Annotated in this window: 33 protein-coding genes and 6 pseudogenes; 23 read left to right on the forward strand and 16 right to left on the reverse strand. The window is 67.6% G+C overall.

Features of this window, described 5'->3' with window-relative positions; translation table 11 throughout:
• Positions 1-106 precede the first annotated feature (106 nt).
• Both QQK48_RS13905 and QQK48_RS13910 read left to right on the forward strand, forming a co-directional pair.
• Positions 107-301, forward strand: coding sequence for a hypothetical protein (locus QQK48_RS13905; RefSeq protein WP_284328846.1), 195 nt, complete (start codon positions 107-109; stop codon positions 299-301).
• A gap of 101 nt (positions 302-402) precedes the next feature.
• Positions 403-1,233, forward strand: coding sequence for an endo alpha-1,4 polygalactosaminidase (locus tag QQK48_RS13910; RefSeq protein ID WP_284328847.1), 831 nt, complete (start codon positions 403-405; stop codon positions 1,231-1,233).
• Positions 1,234-1,236: 3 nt separating this feature from the next.
• Here the strand turns inward: QQK48_RS13910 and QQK48_RS13915 are convergent, their stop codons facing one another.
• Both QQK48_RS13915 and QQK48_RS13920 read right to left on the reverse strand, forming a co-directional pair.
• Positions 1,237-1,764, reverse strand: coding sequence for an SDR family NAD(P)-dependent oxidoreductase (locus QQK48_RS13915; RefSeq protein ID WP_284328848.1), 528 nt, complete (start codon positions 1,762-1,764; stop codon positions 1,237-1,239).
• Positions 1,765-1,837: 73 nt separating this feature from the next.
• Positions 1,838-2,131 (reverse strand): annotated as a pseudogene (locus tag QQK48_RS13920) (SDR family NAD(P)-dependent oxidoreductase); the annotation flags it as partial.
• An 87-nt stretch (positions 2,132-2,218) separates the two neighbouring features.
• Here QQK48_RS13920 and QQK48_RS13925 point away from each other — a divergent pair.
• From QQK48_RS13925 to QQK48_RS13960, 8 genes and pseudogenes are all read left to right on the forward strand, one after another.
• Positions 2,219-3,466, forward strand: coding sequence for an ATP-dependent helicase (locus tag QQK48_RS13925; RefSeq protein ID WP_284328849.1), 1,248 nt, complete (start codon positions 2,219-2,221; stop codon positions 3,464-3,466).
• Positions 3,427-3,822, forward strand: coding sequence for a hypothetical protein (locus tag QQK48_RS13930; RefSeq protein WP_284328850.1), 396 nt, complete (start codon positions 3,427-3,429; stop codon positions 3,820-3,822). The genes QQK48_RS13925 and QQK48_RS13930 overlap by 40 nt, the downstream gene beginning before the upstream one ends.
• The gene (locus tag QQK48_RS13935; RefSeq protein ID WP_284328851.1) at positions 3,819-4,052 is read left to right on the forward strand and encodes a 3'-5' exonuclease; all 234 of its coding nucleotides are present in this window, start codon (positions 3,819-3,821) and stop codon (positions 4,050-4,052) included. Before QQK48_RS13930 ends, QQK48_RS13935 begins: the two co-directional genes overlap by 4 nt.
• Entirely contained in the window at positions 4,040-4,207 is a 168-nt protein-coding gene (locus QQK48_RS13940; RefSeq protein ID WP_284328852.1) for a hypothetical protein, read from the forward strand. Before QQK48_RS13935 ends, QQK48_RS13940 begins: the two co-directional genes overlap by 13 nt.
• A 37-nt stretch (positions 4,208-4,244) precedes the next feature.
• Complete coding sequence (locus QQK48_RS13945; protein ID WP_348523643.1) at positions 4,245-4,844, forward strand: hypothetical protein; 600 nt, start codon at positions 4,245-4,247, stop codon at positions 4,842-4,844.
• 72 nt (positions 4,845-4,916) lie between these two features.
• Positions 4,917-5,720, forward strand: a pseudogene (locus QQK48_RS13950) (beta-galactosidase); the annotation flags it as partial.
• A 191-nt stretch (positions 5,721-5,911) separates the two neighbouring features.
• Positions 5,912-6,013, forward strand: a pseudogene (locus tag QQK48_RS13955) (hypothetical protein); the annotation flags it as partial.
• Positions 6,014-6,209: 196 nt separating this feature from the next.
• Positions 6,210-7,028, forward strand: coding sequence for a beta-galactosidase trimerization domain-containing protein (locus QQK48_RS13960; RefSeq protein WP_284329408.1), 819 nt, complete (start codon positions 6,210-6,212; stop codon positions 7,026-7,028).
• Positions 7,029-7,122: 94 nt separating this feature from the next.
• Here the strand turns inward: QQK48_RS13960 and QQK48_RS13965 are convergent, their stop codons facing one another.
• The 7 genes and pseudogenes from QQK48_RS13965 to QQK48_RS13995 form a co-directional block, all read right to left on the reverse strand.
• Positions 7,123-7,860, reverse strand: a complete 738-nt coding sequence (locus tag QQK48_RS13965; RefSeq protein WP_284328853.1) for a hypothetical protein — start codon at positions 7,858-7,860, stop codon at positions 7,123-7,125.
• 11 nt (positions 7,861-7,871) lie between these two features.
• On the reverse strand, positions 7,872-8,996 hold the full coding sequence (locus QQK48_RS13970; protein ID WP_284328854.1) for a hypothetical protein: 1,125 nt from the start codon (positions 8,994-8,996) through the stop codon (positions 7,872-7,874).
• 10 nt (positions 8,997-9,006) lie between these two features.
• The gene (locus tag QQK48_RS13975) at positions 9,007-9,561 is read right to left on the reverse strand and encodes a hypothetical protein (protein WP_284328855.1); all 555 of its coding nucleotides are present in this window, start codon (positions 9,559-9,561) and stop codon (positions 9,007-9,009) included.
• Between the two features lie 416 nt (positions 9,562-9,977).
• Complete coding sequence (locus QQK48_RS13980; RefSeq protein ID WP_284328856.1) at positions 9,978-10,145, reverse strand: hypothetical protein; 168 nt, start codon at positions 10,143-10,145, stop codon at positions 9,978-9,980.
• A 15-nt stretch (positions 10,146-10,160) separates the two neighbouring features.
• Positions 10,161-10,640 carry an NAD(P)/FAD-dependent oxidoreductase gene (locus QQK48_RS13985; protein WP_284328857.1) on the reverse strand — a complete coding sequence of 160 codons (480 nt, stop codon included), beginning with the start codon at positions 10,638-10,640 and terminating at the stop codon, positions 10,161-10,163.
• Positions 10,641-10,646: 6 nt separating this feature from the next.
• Positions 10,647-10,751, reverse strand: a pseudogene (locus QQK48_RS13990) (hypothetical protein); the annotation flags it as partial.
• A 13-nt stretch (positions 10,752-10,764) separates the two neighbouring features.
• The gene (locus tag QQK48_RS13995) at positions 10,765-11,556 is read right to left on the reverse strand and encodes a flavin-containing monooxygenase (RefSeq protein ID WP_284328858.1); all 792 of its coding nucleotides are present in this window, start codon (positions 11,554-11,556) and stop codon (positions 10,765-10,767) included.
• A gap of 204 nt (positions 11,557-11,760) precedes the next feature.
• Here QQK48_RS13995 and QQK48_RS14000 point away from each other — a divergent pair, with 204 nt between their 5' ends.
• From QQK48_RS14000 to QQK48_RS14015, 5 genes and pseudogenes are all read left to right on the forward strand, one after another.
• Entirely contained in the window at positions 11,761-12,945 is a 1,185-nt protein-coding gene (locus tag QQK48_RS14000) for an N-acetyltransferase DgcN family protein (protein WP_284328859.1), read from the forward strand.
• Positions 12,942-14,027: an alanine/ornithine racemase family PLP-dependent enzyme gene (locus QQK48_RS14005; protein ID WP_284328860.1), complete on the forward strand. Its 1,086-nt coding sequence runs from the start codon at positions 12,942-12,944 to the stop codon at positions 14,025-14,027. The genes QQK48_RS14000 and QQK48_RS14005 overlap by 4 nt, the downstream gene beginning before the upstream one ends.
• 137 nt (positions 14,028-14,164) lie before the next feature.
• On the forward strand, positions 14,165-14,860 hold the full coding sequence (locus QQK48_RS14010) for a DUF2252 family protein (protein WP_284328861.1): 696 nt from the start codon (positions 14,165-14,167) through the stop codon (positions 14,858-14,860).
• Positions 14,802-15,089: pseudogene (locus tag QQK48_RS22070) on the forward strand (DUF2252 family protein); the annotation flags it as partial. The gene QQK48_RS14010 and the pseudogene QQK48_RS22070, both read left to right, overlap by 59 nt.
• 82 nt (positions 15,090-15,171) lie before the next feature.
• On the forward strand, positions 15,172-15,588 hold the full coding sequence (locus QQK48_RS14015; protein ID WP_284328862.1) for a DUF2252 family protein: 417 nt from the start codon (positions 15,172-15,174) through the stop codon (positions 15,586-15,588).
• Positions 15,589-15,935: 347 nt separating this feature from the next.
• On the opposite strand, the gene QQK48_RS14020 is transcribed toward QQK48_RS14015, so the two are convergent.
• The 5 genes from QQK48_RS14020 to QQK48_RS14040 all read right to left on the reverse strand — a co-directional run bounded on the left by QQK48_RS14020 (position 15,936) and on the right by QQK48_RS14040 (position 18,568).
• Positions 15,936-16,190, reverse strand: coding sequence for a hypothetical protein (locus QQK48_RS14020; protein ID WP_284328863.1), 255 nt, complete (start codon positions 16,188-16,190; stop codon positions 15,936-15,938).
• A gap of 832 nt (positions 16,191-17,022) precedes the next feature.
• Positions 17,023-17,544: a DDE-type integrase/transposase/recombinase gene (locus QQK48_RS14025; protein WP_284328864.1), complete on the reverse strand. Its 522-nt coding sequence runs from the start codon at positions 17,542-17,544 to the stop codon at positions 17,023-17,025.
• Complete coding sequence (locus tag QQK48_RS14030) at positions 17,532-17,837, reverse strand: IS3 family transposase (RefSeq protein ID WP_284328865.1); 306 nt, start codon at positions 17,835-17,837, stop codon at positions 17,532-17,534. The genes QQK48_RS14025 and QQK48_RS14030 overlap by 13 nt, the downstream gene beginning before the upstream one ends.
• A gap of 27 nt (positions 17,838-17,864) precedes the next feature.
• Positions 17,865-18,140: a transposase gene (locus tag QQK48_RS14035; RefSeq protein WP_284328866.1), complete on the reverse strand. Its 276-nt coding sequence runs from the start codon at positions 18,138-18,140 to the stop codon at positions 17,865-17,867.
• A 194-nt stretch (positions 18,141-18,334) separates the two neighbouring features.
• Positions 18,335-18,568, reverse strand: a complete 234-nt coding sequence (locus QQK48_RS14040; RefSeq protein ID WP_284328867.1) for a MazG-like family protein — start codon at positions 18,566-18,568, stop codon at positions 18,335-18,337.
• A 254-nt stretch (positions 18,569-18,822) separates the two neighbouring features.
• On the opposite strand from QQK48_RS14040, the gene QQK48_RS14045 reads away from it, so the two are divergent.
• From QQK48_RS14045 to QQK48_RS14060, 4 genes are all read left to right on the forward strand, one after another.
• Positions 18,823-19,545: a hypothetical protein gene (locus tag QQK48_RS14045; protein WP_284328868.1), complete on the forward strand. Its 723-nt coding sequence runs from the start codon at positions 18,823-18,825 to the stop codon at positions 19,543-19,545.
• Complete coding sequence (locus tag QQK48_RS14050) at positions 19,433-20,704, forward strand: DUF2075 domain-containing protein (RefSeq protein WP_284328869.1); 1,272 nt, start codon at positions 19,433-19,435, stop codon at positions 20,702-20,704. Before QQK48_RS14045 ends, QQK48_RS14050 begins: the two co-directional genes overlap by 113 nt.
• A 75-nt stretch (positions 20,705-20,779) precedes the next feature.
• On the forward strand, positions 20,780-21,289 hold the full coding sequence (locus QQK48_RS14055) for a heme-degrading domain-containing protein (RefSeq protein ID WP_284328870.1): 510 nt from the start codon (positions 20,780-20,782) through the stop codon (positions 21,287-21,289).
• A gap of 4 nt (positions 21,290-21,293) precedes the next feature.
• Positions 21,294-21,773 carry a GNAT family N-acetyltransferase gene (locus tag QQK48_RS14060; RefSeq protein WP_284328871.1) on the forward strand — a complete coding sequence of 160 codons (480 nt, stop codon included), beginning with the start codon at positions 21,294-21,296 and terminating at the stop codon, positions 21,771-21,773.
• Positions 21,774-21,852: 79 nt separating this feature from the next.
• Here QQK48_RS14060 and QQK48_RS14065 read toward each other — a convergent pair whose 3' ends face one another.
• Together QQK48_RS14065 and QQK48_RS14070 are read right to left on the reverse strand one after the other, a co-directional pair.
• Positions 21,853-22,038, reverse strand: coding sequence for a hypothetical protein (locus QQK48_RS14065; protein WP_284328872.1), 186 nt, complete (start codon positions 22,036-22,038; stop codon positions 21,853-21,855).
• 202 nt (positions 22,039-22,240) lie between these two features.
• Positions 22,241-22,624 carry a hypothetical protein gene (locus tag QQK48_RS14070; RefSeq protein ID WP_284328873.1) on the reverse strand — a complete coding sequence of 128 codons (384 nt, stop codon included), beginning with the start codon at positions 22,622-22,624 and terminating at the stop codon, positions 22,241-22,243.
• A gap of 4 nt (positions 22,625-22,628) precedes the next feature.
• On the opposite strand from QQK48_RS14070, the gene QQK48_RS14075 reads away from it, so the two are divergent.
• The 4 genes and pseudogenes from QQK48_RS14075 (at position 22,629) to QQK48_RS14090 (ending at position 25,371) form a co-directional block, all read left to right on the forward strand.
• Positions 22,629-23,963: an HNH endonuclease signature motif containing protein gene (locus QQK48_RS14075; RefSeq protein ID WP_284328874.1), complete on the forward strand. Its 1,335-nt coding sequence runs from the start codon at positions 22,629-22,631 to the stop codon at positions 23,961-23,963.
• A gap of 64 nt (positions 23,964-24,027) precedes the next feature.
• Positions 24,028-24,603, forward strand: a complete 576-nt coding sequence (locus tag QQK48_RS14080) for a hypothetical protein (RefSeq protein WP_284328875.1) — start codon at positions 24,028-24,030, stop codon at positions 24,601-24,603.
• Positions 24,600-24,872, forward strand: a pseudogene (locus QQK48_RS14085) (DUF2130 domain-containing protein); the annotation flags it as partial. The gene QQK48_RS14080 and the pseudogene QQK48_RS14085, both read left to right, overlap by 4 nt.
• A 49-nt stretch (positions 24,873-24,921) precedes the next feature.
• Positions 24,922-25,371, forward strand: coding sequence for a DUF2130 domain-containing protein (locus QQK48_RS14090; protein WP_284329409.1), 450 nt, complete (start codon positions 24,922-24,924; stop codon positions 25,369-25,371).
• The last annotated feature ends 103 nt before the right edge of the window (positions 25,372-25,474 follow it).

The following is a 25,474-nucleotide window of genomic DNA, read 5'->3' on the forward strand; positions in this document are numbered from 1 at the left end:
CGCCAAAAATGAGTGCTGATGTTCCTACGCGGGAGGGATGGGCGGCCGATGGTGTGGTGGGATGGCTTTCGCCACATGCCTGGAAAGGACGGCCGATGCTGACAAAGTGGGCGCGCACGTGCGCCGTTGCCGTGGTGGCGGCGGTGGTGCTTGCCGGATGCACGGGGGACGCCTCCCCGTCTCCGTCGCCGAGTGCTGTGGCTTCCGAGACCTTGACTCCCGAGGCGACCGCGAGCGCGACTTCGAGTGCGCTGCCGAGCACCACGCCGTCACCGTCCGCCAGCGTCTCGGCGTCAGGTGAGGCGGCTGTCTCACCGTCACCCGAGTCGTCCTCTCGCGATGGCGCGTCCACGTCTTCCGGCTCTTCCGGCGCCTCGTCCTCGAGCGGCGGGCACGCAACTGGTGGCTCCGACGCTGGACCCTCCGCAGGCGACGGTTCGGCGCACGGAACGGGGCAGGGCTCTGGCCAGGACTCCGTGGCGCCCGTGGTCACGCTGCCTCCCACCACCGGCACCTTCGACTACCAGGCTGGGCGGCACCTACGACCGGCTGCCCTCGGGGGCAACTCCCGCCGTGGTGGTGCGCGACGCCACGGCCGCCGTGCTGCCGGGTGCCTACAACGTCTGTTACGTCAACGGCTTCCAAACCCAGCCGGGCGAAGCGAACATCTGGAAGGCGTCGCCAGGGCTCCTGCTGCGGGACGCGAGCGGCGCGCTCGTCGTCGACCCGGACTGGCCCGACGAGTACATCCTCGACCCCTCGACCGCGCGCCAGCGCGAGCGCATCCTCGCCTTCATGGCACCCGTCATCGAGGGATGTGCCGCCTCAGGCTTCGACGCCGTCGAGATCGACAACCTCGACACCTGGACGCGGTTCGACGCGATCGACGCCGACGGCGCCGCGGCCCTGGCCCGCGCCTACGTGGAGACGGCCCACGCCGCCGGCCTGGCCATCGCCCAGAAGAACGCGGCGGAGATCACCCGCACCGCGCACGAGGAGTGGGGCTTCGACTTCGCGGTGACCGAGGAGTGCGCGGCCTGGGACGAATGCGCCGCCTACACGGACGTCTACGGCGACCACGTGCTCCAGATCGAGTACCCGCAGGCGCTCGCGGAGGCGGGGCTCACGTTTGCCCAGGTGTGCGCCCGCGACGACCGTGCGCCGCTGACGATTCTGCGTGACCTCGACCTGGTCGCCAAGGGCAATCCGGGCTATCGCTACAAGTCCTGCTGAGTCCTAGTCGACCAACTCGCCGCGTTCGTCGATGAGGCCCCGCTCGCGCAGTTGCCTGAGGTACTTCGCCTGCCCGCGCTCGCCCTTGCCGCGGAACATCGGCATGACGCGCGGTAGCAGGTTCGGGGCCAGTAGCGCGGCGCGCACCAGCCAGGATTCGCTCGGCTTGGGGTAGGCCTCGAGGCGCGGCTTGTCGAGGAGCCCGGCCATGCATCGGGCCACCGTCTCAGGCGCCTGCGGCGGGTCCTGGAACTGGAACGCGTTGCCCCCGTCGATGGCCTCCTGGCGCAGCATGCGCGTGTCAGTCGCAGACGGCAGCACCGATGAGACTCGGATGCCCTTGGGTGCGAGGTCCAGCGCGATGGACAGCATGGCGCCTCGTAGGCCGTACTTCGATGCGGTGTAGATGGGGGTTTCGCCCAGCGGGAAGATCGCGCCGAGCGACACCACGGTGATGATGCGCGGGTCGGGTGCCGCCTTCAACAGCGGGATGGCGAGGTTCGTGAGCATGAGCGGGGCATTGAGGTTCACGCGCAGGCTCGTGGTCGATGGAGTCGGGATCGCGTTCGTCGAACCGTTCCGCGCTCGTCATCCCCATGCAATTCACCAGCACGTCGATGCGTCCGTGCTCCGCCTCGACGCAGTCGAGGACGTGCTCAACGTTGCCGCGGGACGTGAGGTCGCCGGTGAGCACGCTGTGACCCGAGCCGGGGAGGGAGGCGGCGACGGCATCGGCCGCCTCGGGGCGGAGGTCGACGAGGACCACGGTGGCGCCGCGCGCCGCGACAAGGTGGGCGAACGCGGAGCCGATGCCCCCGCCGCCGCCCGTGATGACGACGACGCGGTCGTGGCCGGACCAGCCCTTGCGGGCGTGGGATGCGGATGGCGCCTTTGCCATGGGATCTCCTCGCTGAGACGTGACAGGTCCGATGCTAGTGATCCCGGCCGCGCGGGCGTGTCAGGGCGCGCGCCTAGAGTGGTGCGCATGGCTGAGACCGACGGATTGAACGCTGCCCAGGCGGCCGCCGTCGAGACGGGGGCGAGCCACAACCTGATTCTCGCGGGGGCCGGGACGGGTAAGACGACCACGATCGTGGCGCGCATCCGCCACCTCATCCGCAACGGGACGGCGCCCGAGCGCATCCTCGCATTGACGTTCACGCGCCGCGCGGCCGCAGAGATTCGCTCGCGGGTGCAGACGGACTTGTCGCAGCGGGCCGGGTCTGTCGCGGCGATGACCTTCCACGCGTGGGCCATGCGCGAGGTGCGGACCAGCCCCGACGTGTTCGGCTACGACGGCTGGAGCGTGCTGGATCAAGACGACACCACTCAGGTCATGCGCGGCGTACTCGGGCGAGGCAAGCGGGTGGAGGGGCTCAAGGCGGCGCAGATCCTTGACGTGTTGTCGTTTGCGCTCAATACGCGCCGCACGCTCGCCGAGGCGATCCGCGTCAAGTTCCCGGACGATGCGATCGACGCCAAGGCCGTCGGTGCCGCCGTGCGTGCGTTCGAGGAGCGCAAGCAGGAACGCAAGTACCTCACGTATGACGACATTCTGCGCGTCTTCGCCGCGCGTCTGAGGGACGATGCTGTGGCGGCCTGGGTGGGTAGCCACTACGACGAGGTCCTCATCGACGAGATGCAGGACACCAATCCGCTGCAGTGGCAGATCATCGACCCGCTGGTGCCTCACACGCGGTTCTACTGCGTGGGCGACGACGCGCAGTCGATCTACGGCTTCCGCGGGGCGGACTTCGCGTCCATTCACAGTTTTGGCGACCGCGTGCCCGGCGCGAGCGTGCTGCGGCTCGAGGACAACTACCGGTCCACGCAGGAGATCCTGGACCTCGCGAACTGGCTGCTCGCCGAGTCGCCGCTCGACTACCAGAAGCGGCTACGCGCCGTGCGGGGGCGCGGGCTCAAGCCGGAGTTGCACTCTTTTGAGACTCCGCAAGACGAGGCGGGGTGGATCGTCTCCGAAATGCTCCGCGCCCGCGCCGACGAGCCCGTGGTCGACCCACCTCATCCTGGTGCGCTCGAACTACTCGGGCCGTGCCATCGAGGCGCGGCTGGTCGAGAACGAGATCCCCTACGTGTTCTTCGGCGGCGTGAAGGCTGCTGGAGTCGGCGCATGTGCGCGACGTGCTGTCCGCGCTGCGCGTGGTCGCGAACCCCGACGACGAGGTGGCCTGGTTGCGGCTTCTCACCCTGGTGCCGCGCGTGGGTGACGTGACGGCCGCCAGAGCGTTCGATGCGTTCCTGACCGCGCGTGATGGCGGGGCCACGGCGCGTGAGGCGCGGGCATCGGCCCTGAAGGGCATGCCGAGTTGGCTGCGTGACGGGCTCGACGCGATCGAGGAGGCCGCGCAGCGCGTGGGGGATGCTGTGGGGCGTGCGGCGGCGATGCTGCAACCGACGCTGGCGCACAAGTACCGCAACGAGAACTGGGAAGCCCGCGCCCGCGACCTGGCCCACGTGGAGCGCCTTGCGGCGACGCGGCGGTCCATCCTGGAGTTCATCGAGGAGTACATCCTGTCGCCCGTGTTCGCGTCGGAACTGACGCCAGAGCAGGGGAGAGTGACCACGTGATCGTCTCAACCGTGCACTCCGCCAAGGGGCTGGAGCGGGACTGGGCCTTTGTGGCCGGGGCGTCGGCGGGCACGTATCCGTCACCTCGCTCGCTCGGCGACGAGGACGAGATGGAGGAGGAGCGTCGCGTGTTGTACGTGGCGCTGACGCGTGCGCGCGACAGGCTGGCCATCACGCGCTCCGTGGTCCACACGCCGATGCGCGCGTGGGTGGGGGAGTGGGCGGGCTGACCGCCGAGGACGCGTACTTCCTTGCGGCGGTGCCCGAGCGGCTCGCCGAGGAGATCGTGCACGTTCAGGGCCGCGCCGAGCGGCCAACGCTGCCGAGCGGGATGAGTGCGCCGGGCGAGATTGACCTTGGTGTTGAACTGGGGGATCTGGAGTAACCGTTAGGGTCGTCGAGAACTTCACGAGGGGGACTCCTTGATTCTTGCGGCCATCATCGCCTGCGAGATCGCCTTTTGGGTGGCGATCATCGCCGGACTCGTCACGCGATACGCGCTCAAGAGGCCTCGGCTCGGCGCTGCGTTCCTCATCGCGGCGCCCGTCGTCGACGTGATCCTGCTCACCTTGGTGTGCGTCGACCTGCTGGGCGGCGGCACGGCATCGTGGCATCACGGGCTCGCTGCGATCTACCTTGGAATCTCCGTGGCTTACGGGCACCGCATGGTCGCGTGGGTCGACGTGAAGTACACGCAGTGGTTCCGCGGTGGACCAGCGCCGAAGAAACTCTACGGCGCGGCGTACATGCGCAAGTGCTGGGCCGATGCGGCGCGGACCGTAGTGGCGATGCTCATCGCGCTCGGCATAGTCCAAGTGCTGATCTGGGTGGTGGGCAACGCCGAGCAGACGGCGGCGCTCGCCGATTTCCGTATGGTCATCGGGATCGTCGCGGCGGCCGACATCCTGTGGGCGCTGAGCCTACACGGTGTGGCCCAAGACGCCGCGGTTCGCTCTGAAGTAGGGAGTGCTCGGCACAGCACTACCGCGCTTACCGACCGCCTGGCAGAATTCTTGTCATGACGCAGCCGCAGGCTTCAGACAACGACGTCCCGCCTACACCTCGGTGCCGCCTACTACTACGAGTACCCCGCGATCGGTGAGCAGCCGAGCCCCGAGCGGCTCGCGACGGACATGCGCCAGATGCGCGACGCCGGTCTCACCCTCATCCGCGTGGGCGAGTCCGTGTGGTCCACCTGGGAGCCGCGCGATGGTGAGTTCGACCTCGACTGGCTCGAGCCCGTCCTCGACGCCGCGCACGCCAACGGCATCGACGTCATCCTTGGCACGCCCACCTACGCGCTACCCATGTGGCTCGCGAAGAAGTACCCCGAGATCAACGGCGACAGCGCGACGGGCCAGCCCATCGGCTGGGGCGCCCGCCAGGAGATGGATTTCACGCACCCCGCGTTCCGCACGCATGCCGGGCGCGTGATCCGCGAGGTGGTGGGGCGCTACGCCGGCCACCCGAGCATCGTCGGCTACCAGGTCGACAACGAGCCCGGGCTGCGTCACCTGTTCAACGAGGGCATCTTCGCCGCGTTCAAGGTGTGGTTGCAGGCCCGCTACGGCGACGTGCAGACCCTGAACGAGGAGTGGGGCCTCGTGTACTGGTCGCACCGCCTCACGTCGTGGGACGAACTGTGGCGGCCCGACAGCAACTTCCAGCCCCAGTACCACCTGGCGTGGCGCCGCTTCCAGGCGTCCCTGGTGGACGACTACATCGCATGGCAAGCCGACCTGGTGCGCGAGATCGTCGCGGAGGCGACTCCGGCATCGGCCGGCCGTAAGCCGTTTGTCACCACCTGCATCGCCTACGAGCAGGCGGGAGTCGAGGACGCGTCGCTCAGCCGCGCGCTCGACGTGGCGAGCTGCAACGTCTACTACACGGTCCAGGACGGGCTCGCGCATCCGTCGGACGCGGAGCCTCACGCCCGACTGGATCGCCAACGGCACCTGGGGTCTGTACGAACTCGCGGACCTCGCATGGTCGTCGAAGCAGACCGGGTTCTGGGTGACGGAGACGACCGCGGGCGGCATCGGCCAGTCGGCCTACAACCTGCCGCCCTACGACGGGCAGGCTGCGCCAGGTGGCCTGGGCGCTCGTCTCACGCGGCGCGCAGGCGATCGAGTATTGGCACTGGCACACCCTGCATTACGGCGCCGAGACGTACTGGATTGGCGTGGTGCCGCACGACCGCGAGCCCGGGCGCATCCACGCCGAGGTGGCGCAGATCGGCGCGGACTTTGAAGGCGTGGGTGGGCTGTTCGAGGGCGCGACGCCCGATGCCGACGTCGCCTTCTTGTACTCGTCCGATGCGAAGTGGGCACTGTCGGCGTTCACGCTTGGTCAGCCGCTCGGGGATGCGCGCATGGGGGCGAACCCGGATGCGTACCGCCAGCCTGGCGCTGCCGTTCTATCGCGCGGCGTTCGATGCTGGGCTGCAGGTGAACCTGGTGCGGCCCGAGCAGGTGGTGGGGGCCGATGCCGTGTTCGGATCGGCGTCGGAGTTCGCCGCGGTGCGGCCCGTGCTCGTGGTGGCGGCCGACTTCACCGCGTCCGATGCGATGCTCGACTGGCTGGGCGACTACGCCCGCGCAGGTGGTCACCTGGTGCTCGGGCCGCGCGCGGCGTACGGGGACGAGGAGGCACGGGCTCGGCTGGACGTCAAGCCCGCGCGGCTCGCGACCCTCGCGGGCGTGAGTTACCAGGAGTTTCAGTCGCTGGCCTCGCCCGTGGGCCTGGTGGCCGATGGCGGGCCGCTTGCTGTGGGTGCTGGGGGTGCCGGTGGTGCCGGCACGCACTGGGCCGAGTACCTGCGCCCCGAGGGTGCCGAGGTGCTCGCCCGCTACGACCACCCGCACCTCGAGGGATACGCCGCGATCACCACCATGCCCGTGGGCGAGGGCCGCATCACCGTCGCCGGCACCGTCCCGGACCAGGCGACCGCGGCTGCCTTGATGGGCTGGGCTGCGGGCTCTCCTGTGGCGGGGGCGTGGGAGGGCGTACCGGAGAGCGTACGAGTGACGTCGTCGTCTTTGGCGGATGGCCGACGCGCCTGGTTCCTGCATCACTGGGCGTGGGGTTCTGCTTCCGTGACGGTGCCCCTTGACGTGGTCGATGCCGTGACGGGTGAGGCTGTTGCTGCCGGTGGCTCGATTGAACTCGGTGACTGGGACGTGCGGGTGGTGGTGTCCGGCGCGTAGGGGCGCCGTGGGAGTCCACTAGCGCACACTCAAGTGCGGGATCGCGCCCTGACGGTCCACTGGGGCGTTGGAGGGTGTGTGGAGGTGCGGGAGGTCAGCCTGGCTGGGCGTCCTCGACCACGCGCAGTGCCTCGCGAGGGGTCGCCAACAGCGGGCGGTCCTCGGGGTGCATGCGGAAGTGCTCGATCACCGCCGCGATCACCGCGGGATCCGACCCGAGCCGGGAGCCATTGATGGTCACGGCGGTAGACCCTGCGATGACAAGGACCCCGTCCTTGCCTGAGGCGCGAGCGGACGCCCCCTCCACCTGTTCCCAGGTCAGGTCCACGGAGGCTGCGCCCCGAACGCCGCGGAGGCCTGCATCGGCCAACTCCAACCCCACGGGTGTACGCCGTGCGAGAGCCTGCTGTACCAACCACGCAAACCCTGCGAGAGTGAAGATTCCCAGCCAGATCGAGCCCTGGTCCGAGAACTGGCTCGCATCGATCGCGAGCGCTGTTGCCGCGGGGAGGAGGGCCACGGCCGCAAGGAGCAGCGGCCAGCGATCCAATGACGTGGGCGGCACGAAGGTCAGGGGTCCCTGAGTCCGCACACGGACCCGGCCGCTCGAGGTCGCGTGCATCAGCGCACGCAGGTACCCCAGAGCGAGCGCCAGCGCCAGAGCAACGCCAGCCGCAGTGAGGCGCTGTGCGAGAAGGTCGCCACCCATGGCAATGCCGCCCGCGACGGCGGCGGCCACACCCACTGCGCCGTACAGGAGTGCAGGCGAGCCCGCACCCGTGGCCGTTGCCGGCGTCGAACGCACACGCACGGTGGTCACGAAATCTGTCATCGCTGTCCGTCTCAGTCGAAGGGGTTGAGCCAGCCGCCAAAGTCGCGCAGGCCGTCATCGATCGCTTCACGGGTGTCGAGCGGCACCCAGGCCTCCCACGCCCACTGTGCGCCTTCTCCCAATGCCCAGGCTCCACCCGCGACGAGCAGAGCAACACCGAGGGGCGGGACGGCAACACCCGCGGCCGCGATTCCGCCAGCCACGGCGCTGCCACCCGCGATGCCGCCGACGAGGCCGATGCCCACGCTCGAGGGTGACTCGCCCGACGCGATCTCGGCGCCGGCGCTCACCACCTCGATGACTCCGCCCGCGATCGGAATGATGCGTGCCGACTTCGAGACGCCGGCAATGGTCTCGTTCAGGACTCCGATACCCGCGCGCATGCCGCGTGGATCAGCGGCCTCGGCGGCGGCACGCACGGCGGGATTGCCCGACCGCAAGCCGCGCTGGAAGTCGTCCGCTTGGGTCTGCAGGTCGCTCACGTGGGTACGGAATTCCGCCAGGTTCCGGGCGGTCCGTGCGCTGGCGTACTCGAAGGCGAGTCCCACCACCTCTTCGTTGCCTTGGGTCAGGCCATCGAGTGCGGTTGCGCCCTCCTGCAACTCACTGACGCGTTGCACCAGAGGGCCGAAATGCTCGGCGATCCAGGCATCGAGTTCGCCCCACCACGTGCCGACGTCGCTCGCGATGTCCTGGTAGGCCTCGACGCGGCGCGTGTAGCGGTTCCACTCGCGCAGTTCGGCGGAGTCGGGTCCGCTCGGGTCGGGGCAGTACTTGAGCCAGGTGGTCGGGGCCGCGATGGCGTTGCCTGTCACGGTGAGGGCCTCGTCGCGGGCGCGTGACGCATATTCGGTGAAGTCCTCGGCGCCGCGCTCCAGGCGGCCCGCGTAGGCGCGCATCACCTCGGCAACATCTGCGGCGTAACCCGGCACCTGGTGGTTGGAACGGCGTACCGCCTGCGCCGCGGAGTTGAATGCGTAGCCCGACTGCCCGGTCCAGAGATATTGCGCGTCCGTGATGGTCGACACGAGTTCGATGTCCGCGGTGCTGATCGAGCCCTTGAGCGTGGGATCGAGCCACTCGGCCGCGGTGCGGATAGCGGCGGGATCGCCCGGGATCTCAAGCGAGATGCTCATCGTGGCCCGCTCACTCGTCGCCCTCCACGGCGCGTTCGAGGTTGGCGAGTTCGGTCACGGCATTCTGCTCATGGTGCGCAAAATCGACGAGCACGTCGCGAGCGACGGCGATGAGGGCACGGTAGCCGTCGGCGGTGGTCGCGGCGCCGTCGACGGCTGCGGCCATTGCGAAGCCGATGATCTCTGAGGCGATGCCGCCATCGGGAGCATCCGGCACCCCCGCGATGGTGCGGTCGAGTGCGTCGAGCCCGAGATGACCGTGTCGAAGCGCTCGTCGAGCGCCGCCTTGCTGACCTGAATGTCGTCGCTCACGCGATCCTGCCGCCCGTGAGCATATGCGGGGGAAGGCGTAGATCGAACGCGACCACGTCAAAGGGCTGCTGCTGCTTGATCTCGTCGAGCCTGCGACGTATGCATCAGCGCCCAGGGTTGGTTGTCGCCGCAGGCGTCCGCGAGACGGTCGAGAGCCTGTGTAGGCGAGCAGTGCTGAACGCCCGTCCTTGAGTGTCCGTACCTCGGGAAACGAGCCACCCTCGGGATGCGCGCGCACTGGCAGGTACAGCACTGGCGGCACGATCGTGGGACTTCGACCTTCCACAGGGAACCTCCGTGTTTCGACTGCCGGCCAGCCTTGCCACATCGTAACCGCAGGGGTAGGGAGCGCATCAGGGACGGCGCCGGCTGACGTGGCCGCCGTGGTGCGCGGGGAGGCTCTTGTGGTGGATGGCGCGTGGGAGCGCGGAGGCCGCGACATGGGCGTGGTGATGGGACAGCGCTAAACGTGCGACTCTTAGCCCTATGACCGATACCCCCCTGATCACGCTCGATGAGGCGATGGAGCAGTTCAACATCGCTCACGAGAACCGTCCGATGGTGAGGGATATCGCATCGCGGATCGACCTCGTCGGCTATGACGTGAAGTCGAGCCTACATCAAAGGGATCAGGGCCGACGGCCTACACGCACTGCATTTCTGCAAGGGCTACACCGAGTACTTCGCCTCGGAGGCGGAGGCCGGTGCCGCATCGGGCCGCCCCGAGCGCGTCTGGGGAGCCAGGTTGAAGTCTGGCGGCGAGGTGTGGGGTGTGAGCCACCCGATGGTGGGCAGGGGCGGCGGCCGTGCCGGGTCCCGTGTGATGATCTCGCGCAACTCTGAGCCGCGCGATTACGGCGTGTGCTCGACGTGCTGGCAGGCGCACACCCCTTCTGGCTCGTGCGGGTGCGACGATTGACCCTCGATCAGGCTCGCGGCGCCTAGGCTTCTGAGCGTCCACCCCATGCGCTTCGACACGGACTTGAGGTACTTCCGGATAGTCGGCGAGTCCACATATCCCGTGTGGCGCGGCGAGTCGACGAAACGGATCCCACCCGAGAGGTCCGGTCGGTCATTCGCGACGTGCTTCTCGAACGCCTCCCAGGCGCCGGGCCGCCGCATGCGGTCGGCGATGTGCTGCGCGACCATCTGACTGAGCATGTCCATGAGGATGTACGCGCCCGAGTTGGTCTCGACGAACCCGATGCCGTACAGCCCTGGTGTGCGCGCGAAGGCCGTGAGGTACATGTCGGGGTGCTGCTCGTCGCCGAACAGGGCCTGCGCGTACGGCAAGGTGTGCCGGTAGCCCGTGGCGAGCAGCACCAGGTCCACGTCCTCGGTGGTGCCGTCGGTGAAGGTGATGACTGTGCCATCGGCCGATGCGATCCCTGGCCGCGCGGCGATGTCGCCGTGCTGGAGGTGGTGGAGAAGTTGGTCGTTCAGTAGCGGGTGGGTCTCAAAGAGCCTTGTGGTCGGGCTTCTGGAGGCCCAGGCGGGTCGGGTCGCCGTTGATGACGCGCAGCAGGCGGCCGAAGACGGCCTGCTCGAGCCACATCGGCATGGTGGGGCCGTTCTTCGCGAAGACGTCGACCGGCTGGCCGAAGATGTGCTTGGGGATGAACCAGTAGCCGCGGCGCATGGAGATGGCGGCGTGATCGGCGCTGCGGGCCGCGTCGCATGCGATGTCGCAGCCCGAGTTGCCTGCGCCGACGATCAGCACACGCCTACCCGCGAACTCGCTGGCGTCGCGGTACGTGACGCTGTGGCGGATCTCCCCGGTGTAGCCAGGGATGTCGATGATGTTGGGGTCCCACTGGACGCCCGATGCCGCGATCACCTGCGCGTAGCGCGTGGTCTCCGTGGCGCCGTCGGCGGCGCGGGTGGTGACGGTGAAGGCTCCGTCGCCCTCTCGCTCGATGGCGACCACCTCGGTACTGAAGGTGATGGTATCGGTGAGTCCGGCATCGGCCGCGAACGAGCGCAGATAACTCAGGATCTGGCGGTGGTTCGGGTAGTCGGGGTAGTCCTCGGGCATCGGGAAGCCGGGGAAGCCGGACAGGGTGCGCGAACTGATGAAGTGGGCCGACTCGTACATGGGAGTGCCGGGGGAGTCGATGTCCCACAGGCCGCCGACGGCGCTGTGGCGCTCGACGTGGTCGTAGGGGAGTCCCTGCTCCTTGAGTGCGCGGGCGGCGGCAAGGCCCGCGGGCCCGGCGCCAATGATGAGGGTGCGCTCGGTTGGCTCCATGTGTCGTCCTCTCAACGCTGAGACTGAGCGACATCGTACGGCGTGACGGCGCGCACGGGCCCCAGCGCCACCGGTGAAGGGGTGCGGGCGCGCGGGCGTATGCTGAGGCCTCACCCTTCTTAGTGGGGACCACTCGTTGAACCCGGCCTCCTGGCCGGAACGATCCCGTCGCCTCCTCTGAGCACTGACTCGAGGACGTTCCCCATGTCTGGCTTCACCTCACCTGTTTCTGACCTGCCTGCGACCACGCGCGTCGACGCGAGGCCCACGGCGGTCGTGTACTGCGAGGGCAACTTCGCCCGCATCGACGGCAAGACCGCGAACGGCCTGGTGCGCTCGAGCGAGCGCTACCGCATCGTCGCCGTGATCGACAGCACGTGCGATACGGCCGATGCCGGGGTCGCCCTGGGCGGCGAGAACGCCGGCATTCCGGTGGTCGCCACGCTCAACGCCGCGCTCGCCGTCGTCGCGCAGGACCCCGCGCACATCTTCGCCGCCCCTGCGCGACCCGACGTGTTCATCTTTGGCCTCGCGCCGCTGTCCGGGCTGATGTCCGACGATGACCGCGCCGCGGTGCTCGAGGCGATCGACGAGGGGCTCGACATCGTGTCCGGATTGCACGAGTTCCTCGCCGACGACGTGGAGATCGCGCTCGCGGCGGATGTGGCGGGCGTGACGCTCCACGACGTGCGTCGACCGCGCCCCACCAAGGACCTGCGGATGTTCGACGGCGCGATCGAGACCGTGGACTGCGTGCGCATCGCGGTGCTGGGCACCGACGGCGCGATCGGTAAGCGGACTACCTGCACCCTCCTCACCGAGGCGCTCAACGCCGCGGGCATCCCCACCGTCATGGTCGGGACGGGACAGACCGGGCTCATGCAGGGCGCGGCCTACGGCGTGGCGCTCGACGCTATCCCCGCGCAGTTCGGGGTCGGCGAGCTCGAGGGGGCAGTCGTGGCGGCGTGGGAGGGCGAGAGGCCGCGGGTGATCGTGGTCGAGGGTCAGGGCGCGCTGAGCCACCCCGCGTACTTGAGCTCGACTGTGGTGCTACGTGCATCCCGGCCCCACGGAGTGATCCTGCAGCACGCCCCAGCGCGCCAGGTGCTGTCCGACTACCCGGAGGTCGCGATGCCGACCGCCGGCAGTGAAGTCGCGCTGATCGAGATGTTCGGCCGCACCCGCGTGGTGGGAATGACGATCAACCACGAGGGCATGTCCGACTCCGAGGTGGACACGGCCGCCGTCGTCCACGCGGCAAACCTGGGCGTGCCGGTCACCGACCCGCTGTGGAGGGACCCGAGCGAATTGGTCGCGATGGTCACCGACGCGTTCCCCGAGTTGATGGACCAGCCTCTCGTGGCCGGTCCCGTCGTGGCGACCGCGTGATCTCGCCGCGGATCGAGGTCGACCTCGGCGCGATCGAGCACAACGCACGGGTGCTGGTGAAGCGCCTCGCGCGCCGCGGCATCGCGGTCACCGGCGTGACGAAGGCGACGCTCGGCTCGCCCGACGTCGCCAAGGCGATGATCCGTGGAGGAGTGACACGGATCGGCGACTCGCGCATCGAGAATCTCGAGGCGCTGCGAGACGCGGGCATCCGCGTGCCGCTGACGCTGCTGCGCTCGCCCGCCCCGCAGTGGGCGGACCGTGCGGTTGCAACGGCGGCGTCGAGCCTGGTGTCGGACGCCGATGTCGTCGACGCACTGTCCGCGGCGGCGGGCCGGCGTGCCCTGACTCACGGCATCGTCCTCATGGTCGAACTCGGTGACCTGCGCGAGGGCGTGATGGTCGCCGACATCGGCGACCTGGCGCGGCGCATCTCGCGCACGCGCCACGTGTCGTTGGCAGGCATCGGCACCAACCTCGCATGCCGCAGCGGTGTGATCCCCGGCGACGATCAGATGAAGCAGTTGTCCGCGCTCGCGACCGCCATCAGCGGACGGTTTGGCGTGGGTGCGCCCGTCGTGAGCGGCGGCAACTCCGCGAACCTGGGCTGGGCGCTCGGCCGCGGCAGCGTCGGCAACGTCAACGACCTGCGGCTGGGCGAGGCGATCCTGCTAGGCATGGACCCGCTGACTCGCACGCCGATCGAGGGGCTGCGCCGGGACGCGTTCTGCGTGGTCGCGCCCGTGATCGAGTCGCTCGACAAGCCCACTGAGGCGTGGGGCCTGCGAGGTCAGGGCGCCTTCGGGAAAGTCGCCGCGACGCGCTCGCGCGGCACCATCGTGCAAACGCTCGTCGCCCTGGGACGCCAAGACGTGGACCCCGACGGCGTGACGCCGCCCGTGGGCTTTCACGTGCTGGGCGCCAGCAGCGACCACCTGGTCCTCGAGACGCCCAGGCGGGTGGCCGCGGGCACCGAGGTGAGGTTCGGGGTGGACTACTCGGCGCTGTTGCGGGCGATGACGTCGCCCTTCGTGGCGGAGCGTCTGGTGCAGGCGCCGGTGGGGCACGGTTCGGCGGCGTAGGGCCTCAGCCGTGCCGGGACAGTCGACGTCGTGAGTTCAGATATCTGACTGCCGGTTTTTTCGCTGCGAACGTGCAACGATGATGCCCTGCCCGCCGACGGCGCAGGGCGGAGGGGACGTGGCGCGTGGTCAACGAGGTGTCTGAGGGCCATCCCATGCTTGCGGGCGCCAACGCCGACGCCGAGCCGCGCGTGTTTGAGTCGCTGCGCAAGCGCCCACGGCCTCGCGCCGAGCGCTACGAGATCGGCCGCTCGCTGCGTAAGGAGGTGCCGCGCCGGACGCTCGGCGACTGGAAAGTCGACAGCGACAGCCGCGACCCCATCGCCCTGATCGAGCGCAGCCACGAGGGCCGAGTCCCCGGGCTGGTGCCGGTGCGCGTAGCGCGCATGGCGGCCTCACCGTATGGGTTCCTGCGCGGATCGGCGGTGGTGATGGCCGATGACGTAGCCGGCTTGCCGTCGACCGGCATCACTCCCGTGGTGTGTGGTGACGCGCACCTGGGCAACGTGGGCTTCTACGCCTCGCCCGAGCGCGACCTGGTGCTGGACCTCAACGACTTTGACGAGGCACACCCGGGCGCGTGGGAGTGGGACCTGCGCCGCTTGGTCGCGAGCACATGGGTTGCCGGACGCGAGACCGGCGCCTCGGAGGACAAGTGCCGCGATGCGGTCCTCACGTGCGCGCGGGCGTACCGCGATGAACTCCGCCACCTGGCTCAGGAGCCGCTCTTTGCGCGGTCGTTCGAGCGCATCGATATGCGCAGCATCGAGAAGCATGGAACGGAGTCGTCGCTGTCCAAGGAGCCTGGCGCGGGCGGCCAAGCGGGCGCGTAAGCGCACCTCGGACCGCGCCCTGCCGCGCTTCACCAAGCAGGACGGCGACGCCAGGCGCATCGTCGAGGAGCCGCCGCTGATTACCCGCTTGCCCGATGCCGAGGCCGACGCGCTCGCGGAGGGCCTCGACGAGTACATGCGGACCCTCGACCCGCACTGGGCCCGGATGCTGGGCGGCTACACGTTGGTCGATGTGGCTCACAAGGTGGTCGGCGTGGGCTCCGTGGGCCTGCGCGCCTACGTGGCGCTGCTCGAGGGCTCGAGCCAGAAGGATGTGATCTTCCTGCAGGCTGAAGCAGGCGAGGCGCTCCGTGATCGCGGAGCACGTGCACGGCAAGGACGCGTGGCACCGCCACCAGGGCCAGCGCGTGGTCGAGTACCAGCAGGCCTTGCAGACCGTGAGCGACCCGCTTCTGGGGTGGACCACGGTGGATGGGCGCCAGTTCTACGTGCGCCAGTTCAGAAACATGAAGGGCTCGGTGTCGCTGGACCGGATCTCGGCAAAGGCGCTGGCAAATTACGCGGGCATCGCTGGACGGCTACTCGCGAAGGGACATGCGCGCACGAGTGGGGCGTCGATGATCGCCGGGTACCTGGGTCGCGGTGCCAACGTGGACGAGGCAATGGCGACGTTCGCGCGAGCGTATGCCGACCAGACAGAGGCCGACCACGAGGCGCTGCTCAAGGCCGTGAAGAGTGGGCGGTTGGAGATGGCTGAGGGGGAGTGACTGGCGCGTGTGTAGGCGCGCGGCGTGAGTTCCAGTGCGTGTGGAGGGAGCAATCGTGACTGCTACATGGGTTCGCGCGATCAGTCCATCGAGGACCGCACGCTCCAGTCGCGGAACCTTGGCATGTCCGAGGAAGAAATCGCCGAGTACGACTTCGACGCAGACTTGGAGCAGGAACCGGTCGAAGACACTGAGCCGCAGGAAACGCCGCCGAGCGTGCGTCAGGGGGAGGGGAGCCTGGAGACTGGGCCTCCAGTTAGCCGATGGCGGGCACGTGGTCGGAGATCCGCGTCCACCTATGTCACTCGCGTTGCGGAAAACCTGAGAGCGGGTAGGCTCGCGTTCGGTCAGGCCTCGGGCTGCCATTGCTCGGGTTCGTAGGTGCCGCCGGCGGGCCACCACACGATCTCAAACGCAGAATCCTCGTCGCTGAGCACGAGCTCATCTGCATCGATACCGCCCGAGAACCACGCGACCCAATGGGACTCCTCCTTTGGGAGAATCACCTCGTTGAAGTAGTCAGCGTCGTGGGATTCCATGAAGTCGGCGATGGTCGAGTTGGATTCAGCCTCAATGATCTCTGGGTCACTGACGATTTGCACGATGATGTGGTCACTGGCGACTTGGTGAGCGATGTCGGTGATGATGGCCTTGACGCCCTCGCGGTATGCGTCGGAGCCGGTGTCGACAGGATCGATGAGAACCCAATACTGGTCGATCTCGCCAAGGCCAGTGAATAGTCGAGGGTCACGATTTCGTACTCGGGACCTGCGTAGGAGTATTCCTGCGTCTCATCAGCCGGCGGGCTCGGCTCATCGCTCGCCACGGGCTTCGCTGAATCTGAGGCCGAAGCGCTCACCGACGGCTCAGGCGTTGCTGATTCGGTTTCTGATGGGTCGAGGCTTTCGGAGGACTCGTCCCCGCACTCGCGTTCAACGGATAGCGTCGGGACCGAGTCTCCGGGCTCCCCAGCGGCTGGTACCTGTTCGCACACGACCCAGTTCGACTCGTCGACCACTCCGAAGAGACCGCCGCCCTCGACCTCGGGTTCACCGTCGATCCCTGCGTTGCCGATCTCAATCAGAGCGGCATCAAGTTTCATGCCCACGGTGTCAGGCATGGTCGGAGGCACATCTTCGCTACACGCCGACAGCACGAGAGCAAGTGAAAGTACAAGAGCAGAACGCTTCAAGATGTCGTGATCCCCCTCAGGATGTTTGACTTACGAGCAGGATAGCCACAGCCGAAGGGCTCCTTTCACCCCCAAAGCCAACGCTCGTCTCGGCGTGGGAGGTGGTGGCCAGGATCGCGGTGGCACTCTGATGCGCCTCGGGTTTCGTGGAGGCCCTGGTGTGTCCCGGGTTTCGCGTAGTCGGGCTGGCTGGAGTTCTCATGCCACGGTGATGATGCTGTTGCGTTCGAATTCTATCGGGGTCAGCCATCCAAGTTGGCTGTGGCGGCGCTGACGGTTGTGCCAGATCTCGAGGTACTCGAACATCGCGGTGCTGAGGCTCGATGCGGGTGTTCCATTTCTTGCGGTCGAGGAGTTCGACCTGCATGCGGGACCAGAAGGCTCTCGATCATGGAGTTGTCGTAGCAGTCGCCGATGCTGCCCATCGACGCCAGCAGCCCCGACTCCTTGGCGCGGCGCGTGAAGGCCCAGGAACCGAACTGCACGCCTCTGTCCGAGTGGATGATCGTGCCCGCGCCGCCCGCGCGGCCGAGCCTGGTGTCGATCGCCATGCCGAGGGCGTTGGTGACCAGCGTGGCCGTGGGTGACGCGTCGATCGACCAGCCCACGACGCGGCGTGAGTAGGCGTCCAGGACCACACAGCAGTAGACCTTGCCCTCACGGGTGGGATGCTCGGTGATATCGGTCACCCATAACTGGTTGGGGCAGGTTGCGGGTGAAGTCGCGTTCCACCAGGTCGGTCGCGATCGTGTCAGGCTTGGCACGGCGCCACTTCCGGCGCCCCGTCACACCCTGCAAGCCGGCGCGCTTCATCAGCAGGCTCGACCTGCCCGTGTCCGACCGCGATACCGCGTCCGATAGTGAGCTCGGCATGAACCCGTCGAGCTCCGTAGATACCGTGGCAGTCCTGGTGGATGTCGGAGATGAGGTCGGTCAGCAGCGCGTGCCGGATCGACCGCTCCGATGGTGCCCGCTTCCTGGCCTCGTAGAAGCCTGCTTCGGACACGGCCAGCACCCGGCAGGCGACCTGAACCGGCAGGCCCTCTGCGGCGATCACCTCGACCGCCGCGCGCCGCCTTTTGGGTCAATCTGCTCCTTGAGTACATCTACGGCGCGGCGAGCAACTGCGAGGCTCAGTTTCGAGTTCCGCAATCCGTCTCTTCGCGGACGTGATCTCGTCCTTCTCCGCCGTCGTCAAGCCGGCCTCGATGCCCCGGTCGATACGACCTTGGCGCAGCCAGTTGTAGATCGTCTGCTCGCTGACTTCGAGATCGTGCGAGACGCTGGCCACACCTCTGCCATTGGCAACGAGGTCGAGCACTCGACGTCGAAACTCACTTGGATAGCCTGGTCGTCCCATCGGAGCCTCCCTGTTTCAGGCATCAGACTCCAATAAACCGAACTCCGTCGAACCCGGGACACACCAGAGCCTCCACGAAACCCGGGGCGGTTCACCATGGGTATTGGCGCCGACGGATTCATTGGCACCGAGTGTCATCGGCTACCGTCGGAGCCCGTCGCGCCGCCGGACGATGGACCACTCGAGGTTCCGAGTCATTTGTTGGGCGCGATGCCTCGTACCGCCTCAGTTGCGAATCGCACGCGCGAGTTCTCGAGTTTTGAGACAGTGGCCTCTGCGATGTCGATATCCAAGACGTCGGCCAGGCGTAGGAGGTATGTGAGCACGTCGGCGATCTCGTCCTTTGCTCGCTGTTTTCGTTCCGGACCGGAAAACACTATGGCAGCGTCAGCGGCCGGGACCCACTGAAAGAGCCTCAGCCAGTTCACCGACCTCGCCCACGAGTGCCAGAAGCAATGATTTGGGATCGTGGAACTGCTCCCAATCCCGCTCCCGCGCGAACTCTCGAATCTCTGCCGTCAGCGCGGCGAGCGAATCAGAAGTCTCTGTCACGTGACGACTCTCCCACGAGACGACAGATTGCGTCACCGCCGGGCGATAGTGTTCCCCAGGTAAGCGCACCGACAGGCTTCCATCATGGATATGCCTCCCGCGCAGTATTCGTACTGCCCAGGGGGTCTCCATGGAGGTCGTGCGCCAAAGCGCCCGGTCACTCGCCGCGTACTCGCGGTCCAACTTCTCCGTCGTCGAGGATGCGCTTGCCGACATGTTCCTGTTCCACGGACTCGGGATCCCTGGCGCTCGCGAGCGTCAGTCGTGGCGAAACTCCATCCCGCAGGTGGCGTCGGTCCTCGACGATGCAGGCCTGGGCGATGTGGACGTGCTCCTCGAGCATCGCTTGCCGTTGACGAGCAAGCGAGCCGACGTGGTCCTCGCTGGAGTGCATCCGGCGAGCGGGGATCCGTCGTATGTGGTGGTGGAACTCAAGCAGTGGACGCGTGCACGTAGACACGAGGAATCAGAAACGCTGGTCGATGTCGACGGCGTCGCCTACAACCCTGTGCTCCATCCTGCGCTGCAAGTAGGCGCGTACACGCGGTACTACCGCGACTTCCTCCGAGCACTTGAAGGCAAGCCCGATGCGCTCGTGGGCGCCGCATACCTTCACAACGCTAGCGACGAGGGCGTCGCGGACCTCTGGTCCGTGGCACCAAGTAGCGACGGCAGAATGTTCACCGGGCAGCGGCGCGGCGAGTTTGCGGAGTTCCTCGGTTCGAGACTTGCTCCTGCAAGTGGTGCTCGTGCTGCGGACGCGTTTCTATCGTCGGCCATTGCGCCCTCCAAACAGGCTCCTCAAGGTTGCCGCGGCGGAGATTCGAGACCGCGAGCAGTTTGTCCTCCTTGACGAGCAGCGTGTGGCGTACGAACTGGTCTTGAGGGCCGTTGAGTCGGCACGCTCCGCAGACTCCAAAGAGGTCGTGATCGTGACGGGCGGTCCCGGATCGGGAAAGAGTGTGATTGCGCTGTCGCTCCTCGGTGAGCTCGCGCGCCAGGGCCGTACCGCGCTTCACGCGACGGGCTCGCGTTCCTTCACACAGACGGTGCGCCAGGTGGCGGGACATAGGTCGCCGGCGACCAAGGAACTGTTCAAGTACTTCAACAGCTTCATGGAGGCTGAGCGGAACGGCCTAGACGTGCTGGTGCTCGACGAAGCGCATCGTATTCGCGAGAAGTCGGTCAACCGATTCACGCCAAAGCGGCTGCGGGAGGATGCTCGTCCCCAGGTTGACGAACTGATGGATGCGGCGCGTGTGCCGGTCTTCCTTCTGGACGAGCACCAGGTCGTGAAGCCAGGCGAACTCGGTACGGTCGCAGACATTCGTGCGCATGCGGCTCTTAGGGGCCTACCGGTTACGCAGATCGACCTCAACGCGCAGTACCGCGCCGGCGGCAGCGCGGCGTATATCGACTGGGTGCTGAGACTTCTGGGCCTTGCGGGCGATGCCCCCATCCGGTGGAACGACGAAGACACGTTTGCCGTCGAAGTCGTCGACGCGGTCGAGGATCTCGAGGCGCGGATGTACCAGGCGCGAGCGCAAGGCTACGGCGCGCGCATGACAGCCGGGTATTGCTGGCCGTGGTCTGACGCACGAAACGGCCAGGCGATCGAAGATGTCGTCGTCGGCTCGTGGAGACGCCCTTGGAACTCGAAGCTCGAGCGGAAACTCGGTGACATCCCGCCGTCTGCATTGTGGGCGACGGAGCCCGGAGGCTTCGGTCAAGTGGGCTGCGTGTACACGGCTCAAGGCTTCGAGTACGACTGGAATGGCGTGATCCTGGGGCCCGACCTTGTCGCGCGGGACGGACGGTTCGTCAGTCGGCGCGAGTTCAACAAGGATCCCTCGTTCAAAAGTCTCAAGAATGTGAGCGATGAGGCCTTTGATCGCAACGTGCGCAACATCTATAAGGTGTTGCTTACCCGAGGGATGGTCGGGACGGTGCTGTACTCGACTGACGCGGAGACGCGGGAATTCTTGCGCTCCGTTGTGCCGAGCGGCCACTAGCGTGAAGCCAGAGTGCCCGGTCAGTCGATAGGCGATCGTGCTCTGGAACCGTACCGGCTACGGAAGGACCCTCACATGTTCACCGGCATCAACCCCGCCATCTGTGCCCAAGCCTGGGACGTCATCACCCCCGCGATCGCGCGTGGGCACGACGTTGGCCTGCTCAACGGCTACAAGGGCGGCGTCGTCGTGCTCGACCCGGCCGACGCATCGGCCGATCCCTTGTTTACCGCCTACCTGGGCGACGACCCCGAGAAGTTCGTCGAGTGGGCCACCGCCAAGGCCCGCGTCGCCGCGCGCACCGGCATGGACACCTCGCGCCTGCGCGACCACTCGCCGCACCTGTACCGCGCTGGCGACATCAAGTGGCCAGGCGGCATTGTGCGCGAGGGGCTCGTCGTCGCGTTCAGCGGCGTGCAGGGAGAGTACGACGAGATGATCGCCGAGTGGCTTGTCAGTGCCATCCGTGCCATCTGCCGCCTGGAGTTCCGCGCGCCCGACGGCCCCCGCGACAACGGCGGGCCGTTCCTGGGGAGTAGCGCTGCTACGCCAGTCACGGCATCGGCCGCACCACCGCTAGCGTGACCCCATGACCCCCTCCTGGCTCCCCGCGGACTTCGCGCACCCGCTGCGCGCCACCCTGAATGAGCAAGCGCACCTGCGCCCCATTCACCCCGAGGACACGGACATCGATATGGTCGCCGTCATGGGCAATCAGCCGATGCTGTGGGCCAAGTACGGCGACGCGTGGGGCTGGCCGCCGGCGGACATGACCGCCGAAGCCGACCGCGCCGACCTTGACCGCCACGCCCGTGAGATGGTCACGCACGAGTCCTTCAACTACGCGATCCTCGACCCGGACGAGACGCGCATCTACGGATGCGTCTACATCGACCCGCCGGAGGACTCGGCCGAGAAAGCGCGCGGTCCCGTCGCCGACGTCTCATGGTGGGTCGTGGCCGATGCCCCGGCCGGGTTGGCCGATGCAGTGGCCGCTTTCGTGCCGCGCTGGCTTGCCGACGCGTGGCCGTTCGTCGCGGTGCGGTACCCGTTTGGTGAGCGCGAGTGACGTCAGTCCGCTGAGAGCGGCCCTGAGGGCTCGTAGGGATCCTGCGGCGGGCCAGACACGGCGCGACGCTGCTCGTACATCAGGCTCGGTCTGGGTGCGCACCACCTCGTGAAGGCTCACGGAGCTCGCGCCGCATCTTCGAGATGTTGATCGCCATCGAGAAGAACGAGACCACCACCATCACCCAGAACACGATGCCGGCCACCACCAGCAGCATCGCTACGCCCGGGCCCGAGAAATAGTTGTCGATCAACGGTTCAAACACGCCGCACCCCCTTCGTTGGCGCAAACGCTAGCGCACCTGTCTCCGCGCGCGCCGCAATGTCAGACCCCTCTGATGTGATGGGTTCATGACCGAGACCATGGCGCAGGCGGCTCCTCCGGGAGCCCGTCCGAGTGCCCATGCGTCCGAGCACTGGGACGCACGGGTGCGTTCCGCGCTGTCTGATCGCCGACCGCTCACCCACTCAGGGGTCAGTTCCATGCCCGACGACGATCTGGTGGCACTCGCGGTCGCCGTCGGAGCGGTGCGCAAGGACGCGGATCGCATGATGGCCGTCGTTGCCGCCGAGCAGGCTGCCCGGTCTCGCGCAAAGGCGGGCCAGGTGGGTCTCGCGCGCCGCCGCGGCAAGGGGGACGAACGTGGTCTCGTCTCCTCTCAGACCGGCGCCTCCGCGGCCGATGCCAGCCGCCTCATCGAACTCGGCGAGACTCTGCGCGACGCAGAAAACGTGGGGCGTGGAGAGGCCGCCGTCGACGGCGCCTCCGACCGGCCGATGCCCGTGTTCCCCGAGGTCGCACGCGCCGCGAACGCGGGCGAGCCTCAGCGTCGATGCTTCCACGATGATCACGCGGATGCTGCGCCGCGTAGGCAAGCGGGTCGGGGCGTCCGCGCTCGCCGCCGCCGAACGCGACCTCGTCTCCGCCGCGCGCTATCTGAGGCTCGAACGTCTCGCGGGGCTCGTCACCCGGACCGAAGAGCGGCTCGACGCCGAGCATCGCGACGCTCTCGCACAGGAGCGCCGCGAGCGGCGCTTCCTTCGCATCGGCGAGTCGGCCGATGGCATGGTCACCATCAACGGCCGCCTTGACCCCGAAAACGGCGCACCGCTCGTCGCCGCGATGCAGGCGATGGTCAACCAGAACTTCCGCCTACGAAAGCGCATGCAAGACGCGGCGAAGGCGGGGGAGTCCGTCATCGTCGACGCGCGCACCCCGGAACAGGTCAGGGCCGATGCGATGGGTGACTTCGCGCGCCACCTCCTGGGCTGTGAGGTGTCGGTCTTGCCACGGACCGGCGTGACGTTGGTGGTGCGGACAGGGCTCAAGGAACTGCGCGAGGGGCTTGGTGGGGCATCCGTCGACGGCCACGCGGCGAGCCTCGATGCTGGCGCGCTGCGTCGTACGGCGGCCTCCGCGGGTGTGATCCCGCAGGTCCTCGGCGGCAAGTCGGAGGTCCTTGACCAGGGGGTGCGGGCGAGGCTGTTCACCACCGAGCAGAAGGCGGCACTCGTCGAGCGGGACGGTGGGTGCGCCATGTGCGGAGCGCCGCCGTCCTGGTGCGACGCCCACCACATCGTCCACTGGGCTAGGGGAGGCGCGACGGATCTGGCAAACGGCGTGATGTTGTGCGTGCGGTGCCATCACGACGTGCACCGCGCGGGATGGCAGATCCATGCCACCGCGAGCGAGGTCTGGTTCACGCCGCCCGCAGAGGTCGATCCCACCCGTCGGCGGCGCCCCGGAGGCAGGCGACTCTTCGACGCCTACCCACTGGAACCGGAGATTCCGCTGGAACGCGAGGTTCCGCTGGGAGAGCCGCCGCCAGGCAGCACCAGTCGGCGCGGCGGGGCGTGTCCCTTGGTGAGCCGTGACGCATGCGTGTCGATGCGGGTCGACAACCTTGACGATGACCGACTGAGGGACACCCCTGATGGCGACCCGATGGGCGCCGGGGGTGACTGGGACGGGATGGGTGCTCACGACGCGGTCACGCCAAAGCCGCGTCTACTCGTTCCTCGGGATCGGCGTTCCGCCAATCCCCGGAGTGCCTCGCCACCGCAGCGGACCCCGACGCGGCGCGGGAGGAGCCCGGCAGGGCGCTGGACCGCAACACGCTGGGGGAGTAGCCCGGCACAGCGCCGCGCGCCTGCACGGCGTCGTGCTCGCGTACTGCGTGGCCGCACATGAGCCGACGGGGCCGCCCGGTCGGCGCGCCCGCCTACACTCGCAGGCAACGAGGAGGAGCCTAGGCATGCACGAGATCACCTGCCCGCACTGCGGCAAGGCCTTCACCGTCGACGAGGCGGGCTACGCGGACATCGTGAACCAGGTCCGCACCAAGGAGTTCGATGCCGAACTCGAGAAGCGCCTCCACCTCGCCGCGGCCGAGAAGAAGGCAGCCGTCGACCTCGCCACCTCCGAGGCCGCCGCCGCATCGCAGAAGGTCGCCTCCGAGAAGGACGCCGAGATCCAGGCCCTCAAGTCGCAGGCTCGAGGCCTCCGGGACCCGCCAGGAACTCGCCGTGGCCGACGCCCTCAGGGCCGTCGAGAAGGAGCGCGACACCCTCGCCGCCCAGGTCGAGCAGGCAAAGGTGACGAGCGCATCGGCCGCCGAACTGGCCGAGGCCAAACTCGCCGCCGAACTCCAGAAGGCCGCCGCCGCCCAGTCCGCGCAGATCTCCGAGCTCCAGCACTCGCTCGAGAAATCAGCGCTCGAGAAGTCGCACGCCGAGGCAGCCCTCAAGGAGAAGCACGCCGCCGAGCCTCGCCGCGCGAGAGATTCAGATCAAGGACCGCGACGACGCCATCGAGCGCCTCAAGGACATGAAGGCGCGCCTGTCCACCAAAATGGTCGGCGAAACCCTCGAACAGCACTGCGAGTACGAGTTCAACCGCATGCGTCCCATGGGCTTTCAGAACGCCTACTTCGAGAAGGACAACGACGCCTCCACCGGTTCCAAGGGCGACTACATCTTCCGCGAGGCCGACCCCCAGGGCACCGAGATCGTCTCCATCATGTTCGAGATGAAGAACGAGTCCGACACCACGGCCACCAAGCACAAGAACGAGGACTTCTTCAAGGAACTCGACAAGGACCGCAACGAGAAGGGCTGCGAGTACGCCGTCCTCGTCACGCTCCTCGAACCTGAGAACGAGGCTCTACAACTCGGGCATCGTCGACGTCTCCCACCGCTACCCCAAGATGTACGTGGTGCGCCCACAGTTCTTCATCCCCATCATCACCTTGCTGCGCAACGCCGCCCAAAGCGCGTTGGCCTACAAGCAGGAACTCGCCCTCGTGCGCGCCCAGAACATCGACATCACCAACTTCGAGACCGAACTCGAGGACTTCAAGGATCGTTTCGGCCGCAACTGGCGCCTCGCTTCCGACGGCTTCGAGGAGGCAGTCAAGCGCATCGACGAAGCCATCAAGGACCTTGAGAAGACCAAGCAGGCCCTGCACAAGTCCGCCAACAACTTGCGCCTCGCCAATGACAAGGCCGAGGACCTGACCATCAAGAAACTCACCCGCGGCAACCCCACCATGGCCGCCAAGTTCGCCGAACTGGAAGCGGGGGACAGCCGCCTGGATTAGTGCCCACGGGCCCGGCACCACCGCTGGCCCCAGAAATACATCACGATTTCGCAACCGACCCAGCGGAATCTCGTGCGCACTGGAAGAGTTGACGGTGATGGCA

Source organism: Demequina litorisediminis, assembly GCF_030161615.1.
Taxonomy (GTDB): domain Bacteria; phylum Actinomycetota; class Actinomycetes; order Actinomycetales; family Demequinaceae; genus Demequina; species Demequina litorisediminis.

Coding starts and splice junctions, on each gene's coding strand:
- QQK48_RS14055 (WP_284328870.1), top strand. CDS start 20,780: ATGTTCACCGGCATCAACCCCGCCATCTGTGCCCAAGCCTGGGACGTC.
- QQK48_RS13995 (WP_284328858.1), bottom strand. CDS start 11,556: ATGGAGCCAACCGAGCGCACCCTCATCATTGGCGCCGGGCCCGCGGGC.
- QQK48_RS14080 (WP_284328875.1), top strand. CDS start 24,028: ATGCACGAGATCACCTGCCCGCACTGCGGCAAGGCCTTCACCGTCGAC.
- QQK48_RS14000 (WP_284328859.1), top strand. CDS start 11,761: ATGTCTGGCTTCACCTCACCTGTTTCTGACCTGCCTGCGACCACGCGC.
- QQK48_RS14045 (WP_284328868.1), top strand. CDS start 18,823: ATGGAGGTCGTGCGCCAAAGCGCCCGGTCACTCGCCGCGTACTCGCGG.
- QQK48_RS13970 (WP_284328854.1), bottom strand. CDS start 8,996: ATGAGCATCTCGCTTGAGATCCCGGGCGATCCCGCCGCTATCCGCACC.
- QQK48_RS14075 (WP_284328874.1), top strand. CDS start 22,629: ATGCTGCGCCGCGTAGGCAAGCGGGTCGGGGCGTCCGCGCTCGCCGCC.
- QQK48_RS13925 (WP_284328849.1), top strand. CDS start 2,219: ATGGCTGAGACCGACGGATTGAACGCTGCCCAGGCGGCCGCCGTCGAG.
- QQK48_RS13960 (WP_284329408.1), top strand. CDS start 6,210: ATGCGTACCGCCAGCCTGGCGCTGCCGTTCTATCGCGCGGCGTTCGAT.
- QQK48_RS14060 (WP_284328871.1), top strand. CDS start 21,294: ATGACCCCCTCCTGGCTCCCCGCGGACTTCGCGCACCCGCTGCGCGCC.
- QQK48_RS14035 (WP_284328866.1), bottom strand. CDS start 18,140: ATGGGACGACCAGGCTATCCAAGTGAGTTTCGACGTCGAGTGCTCGAC.
- QQK48_RS13965 (WP_284328853.1), bottom strand. CDS start 7,860: ATGACAGATTTCGTGACCACCGTGCGTGTGCGTTCGACGCCGGCAACG.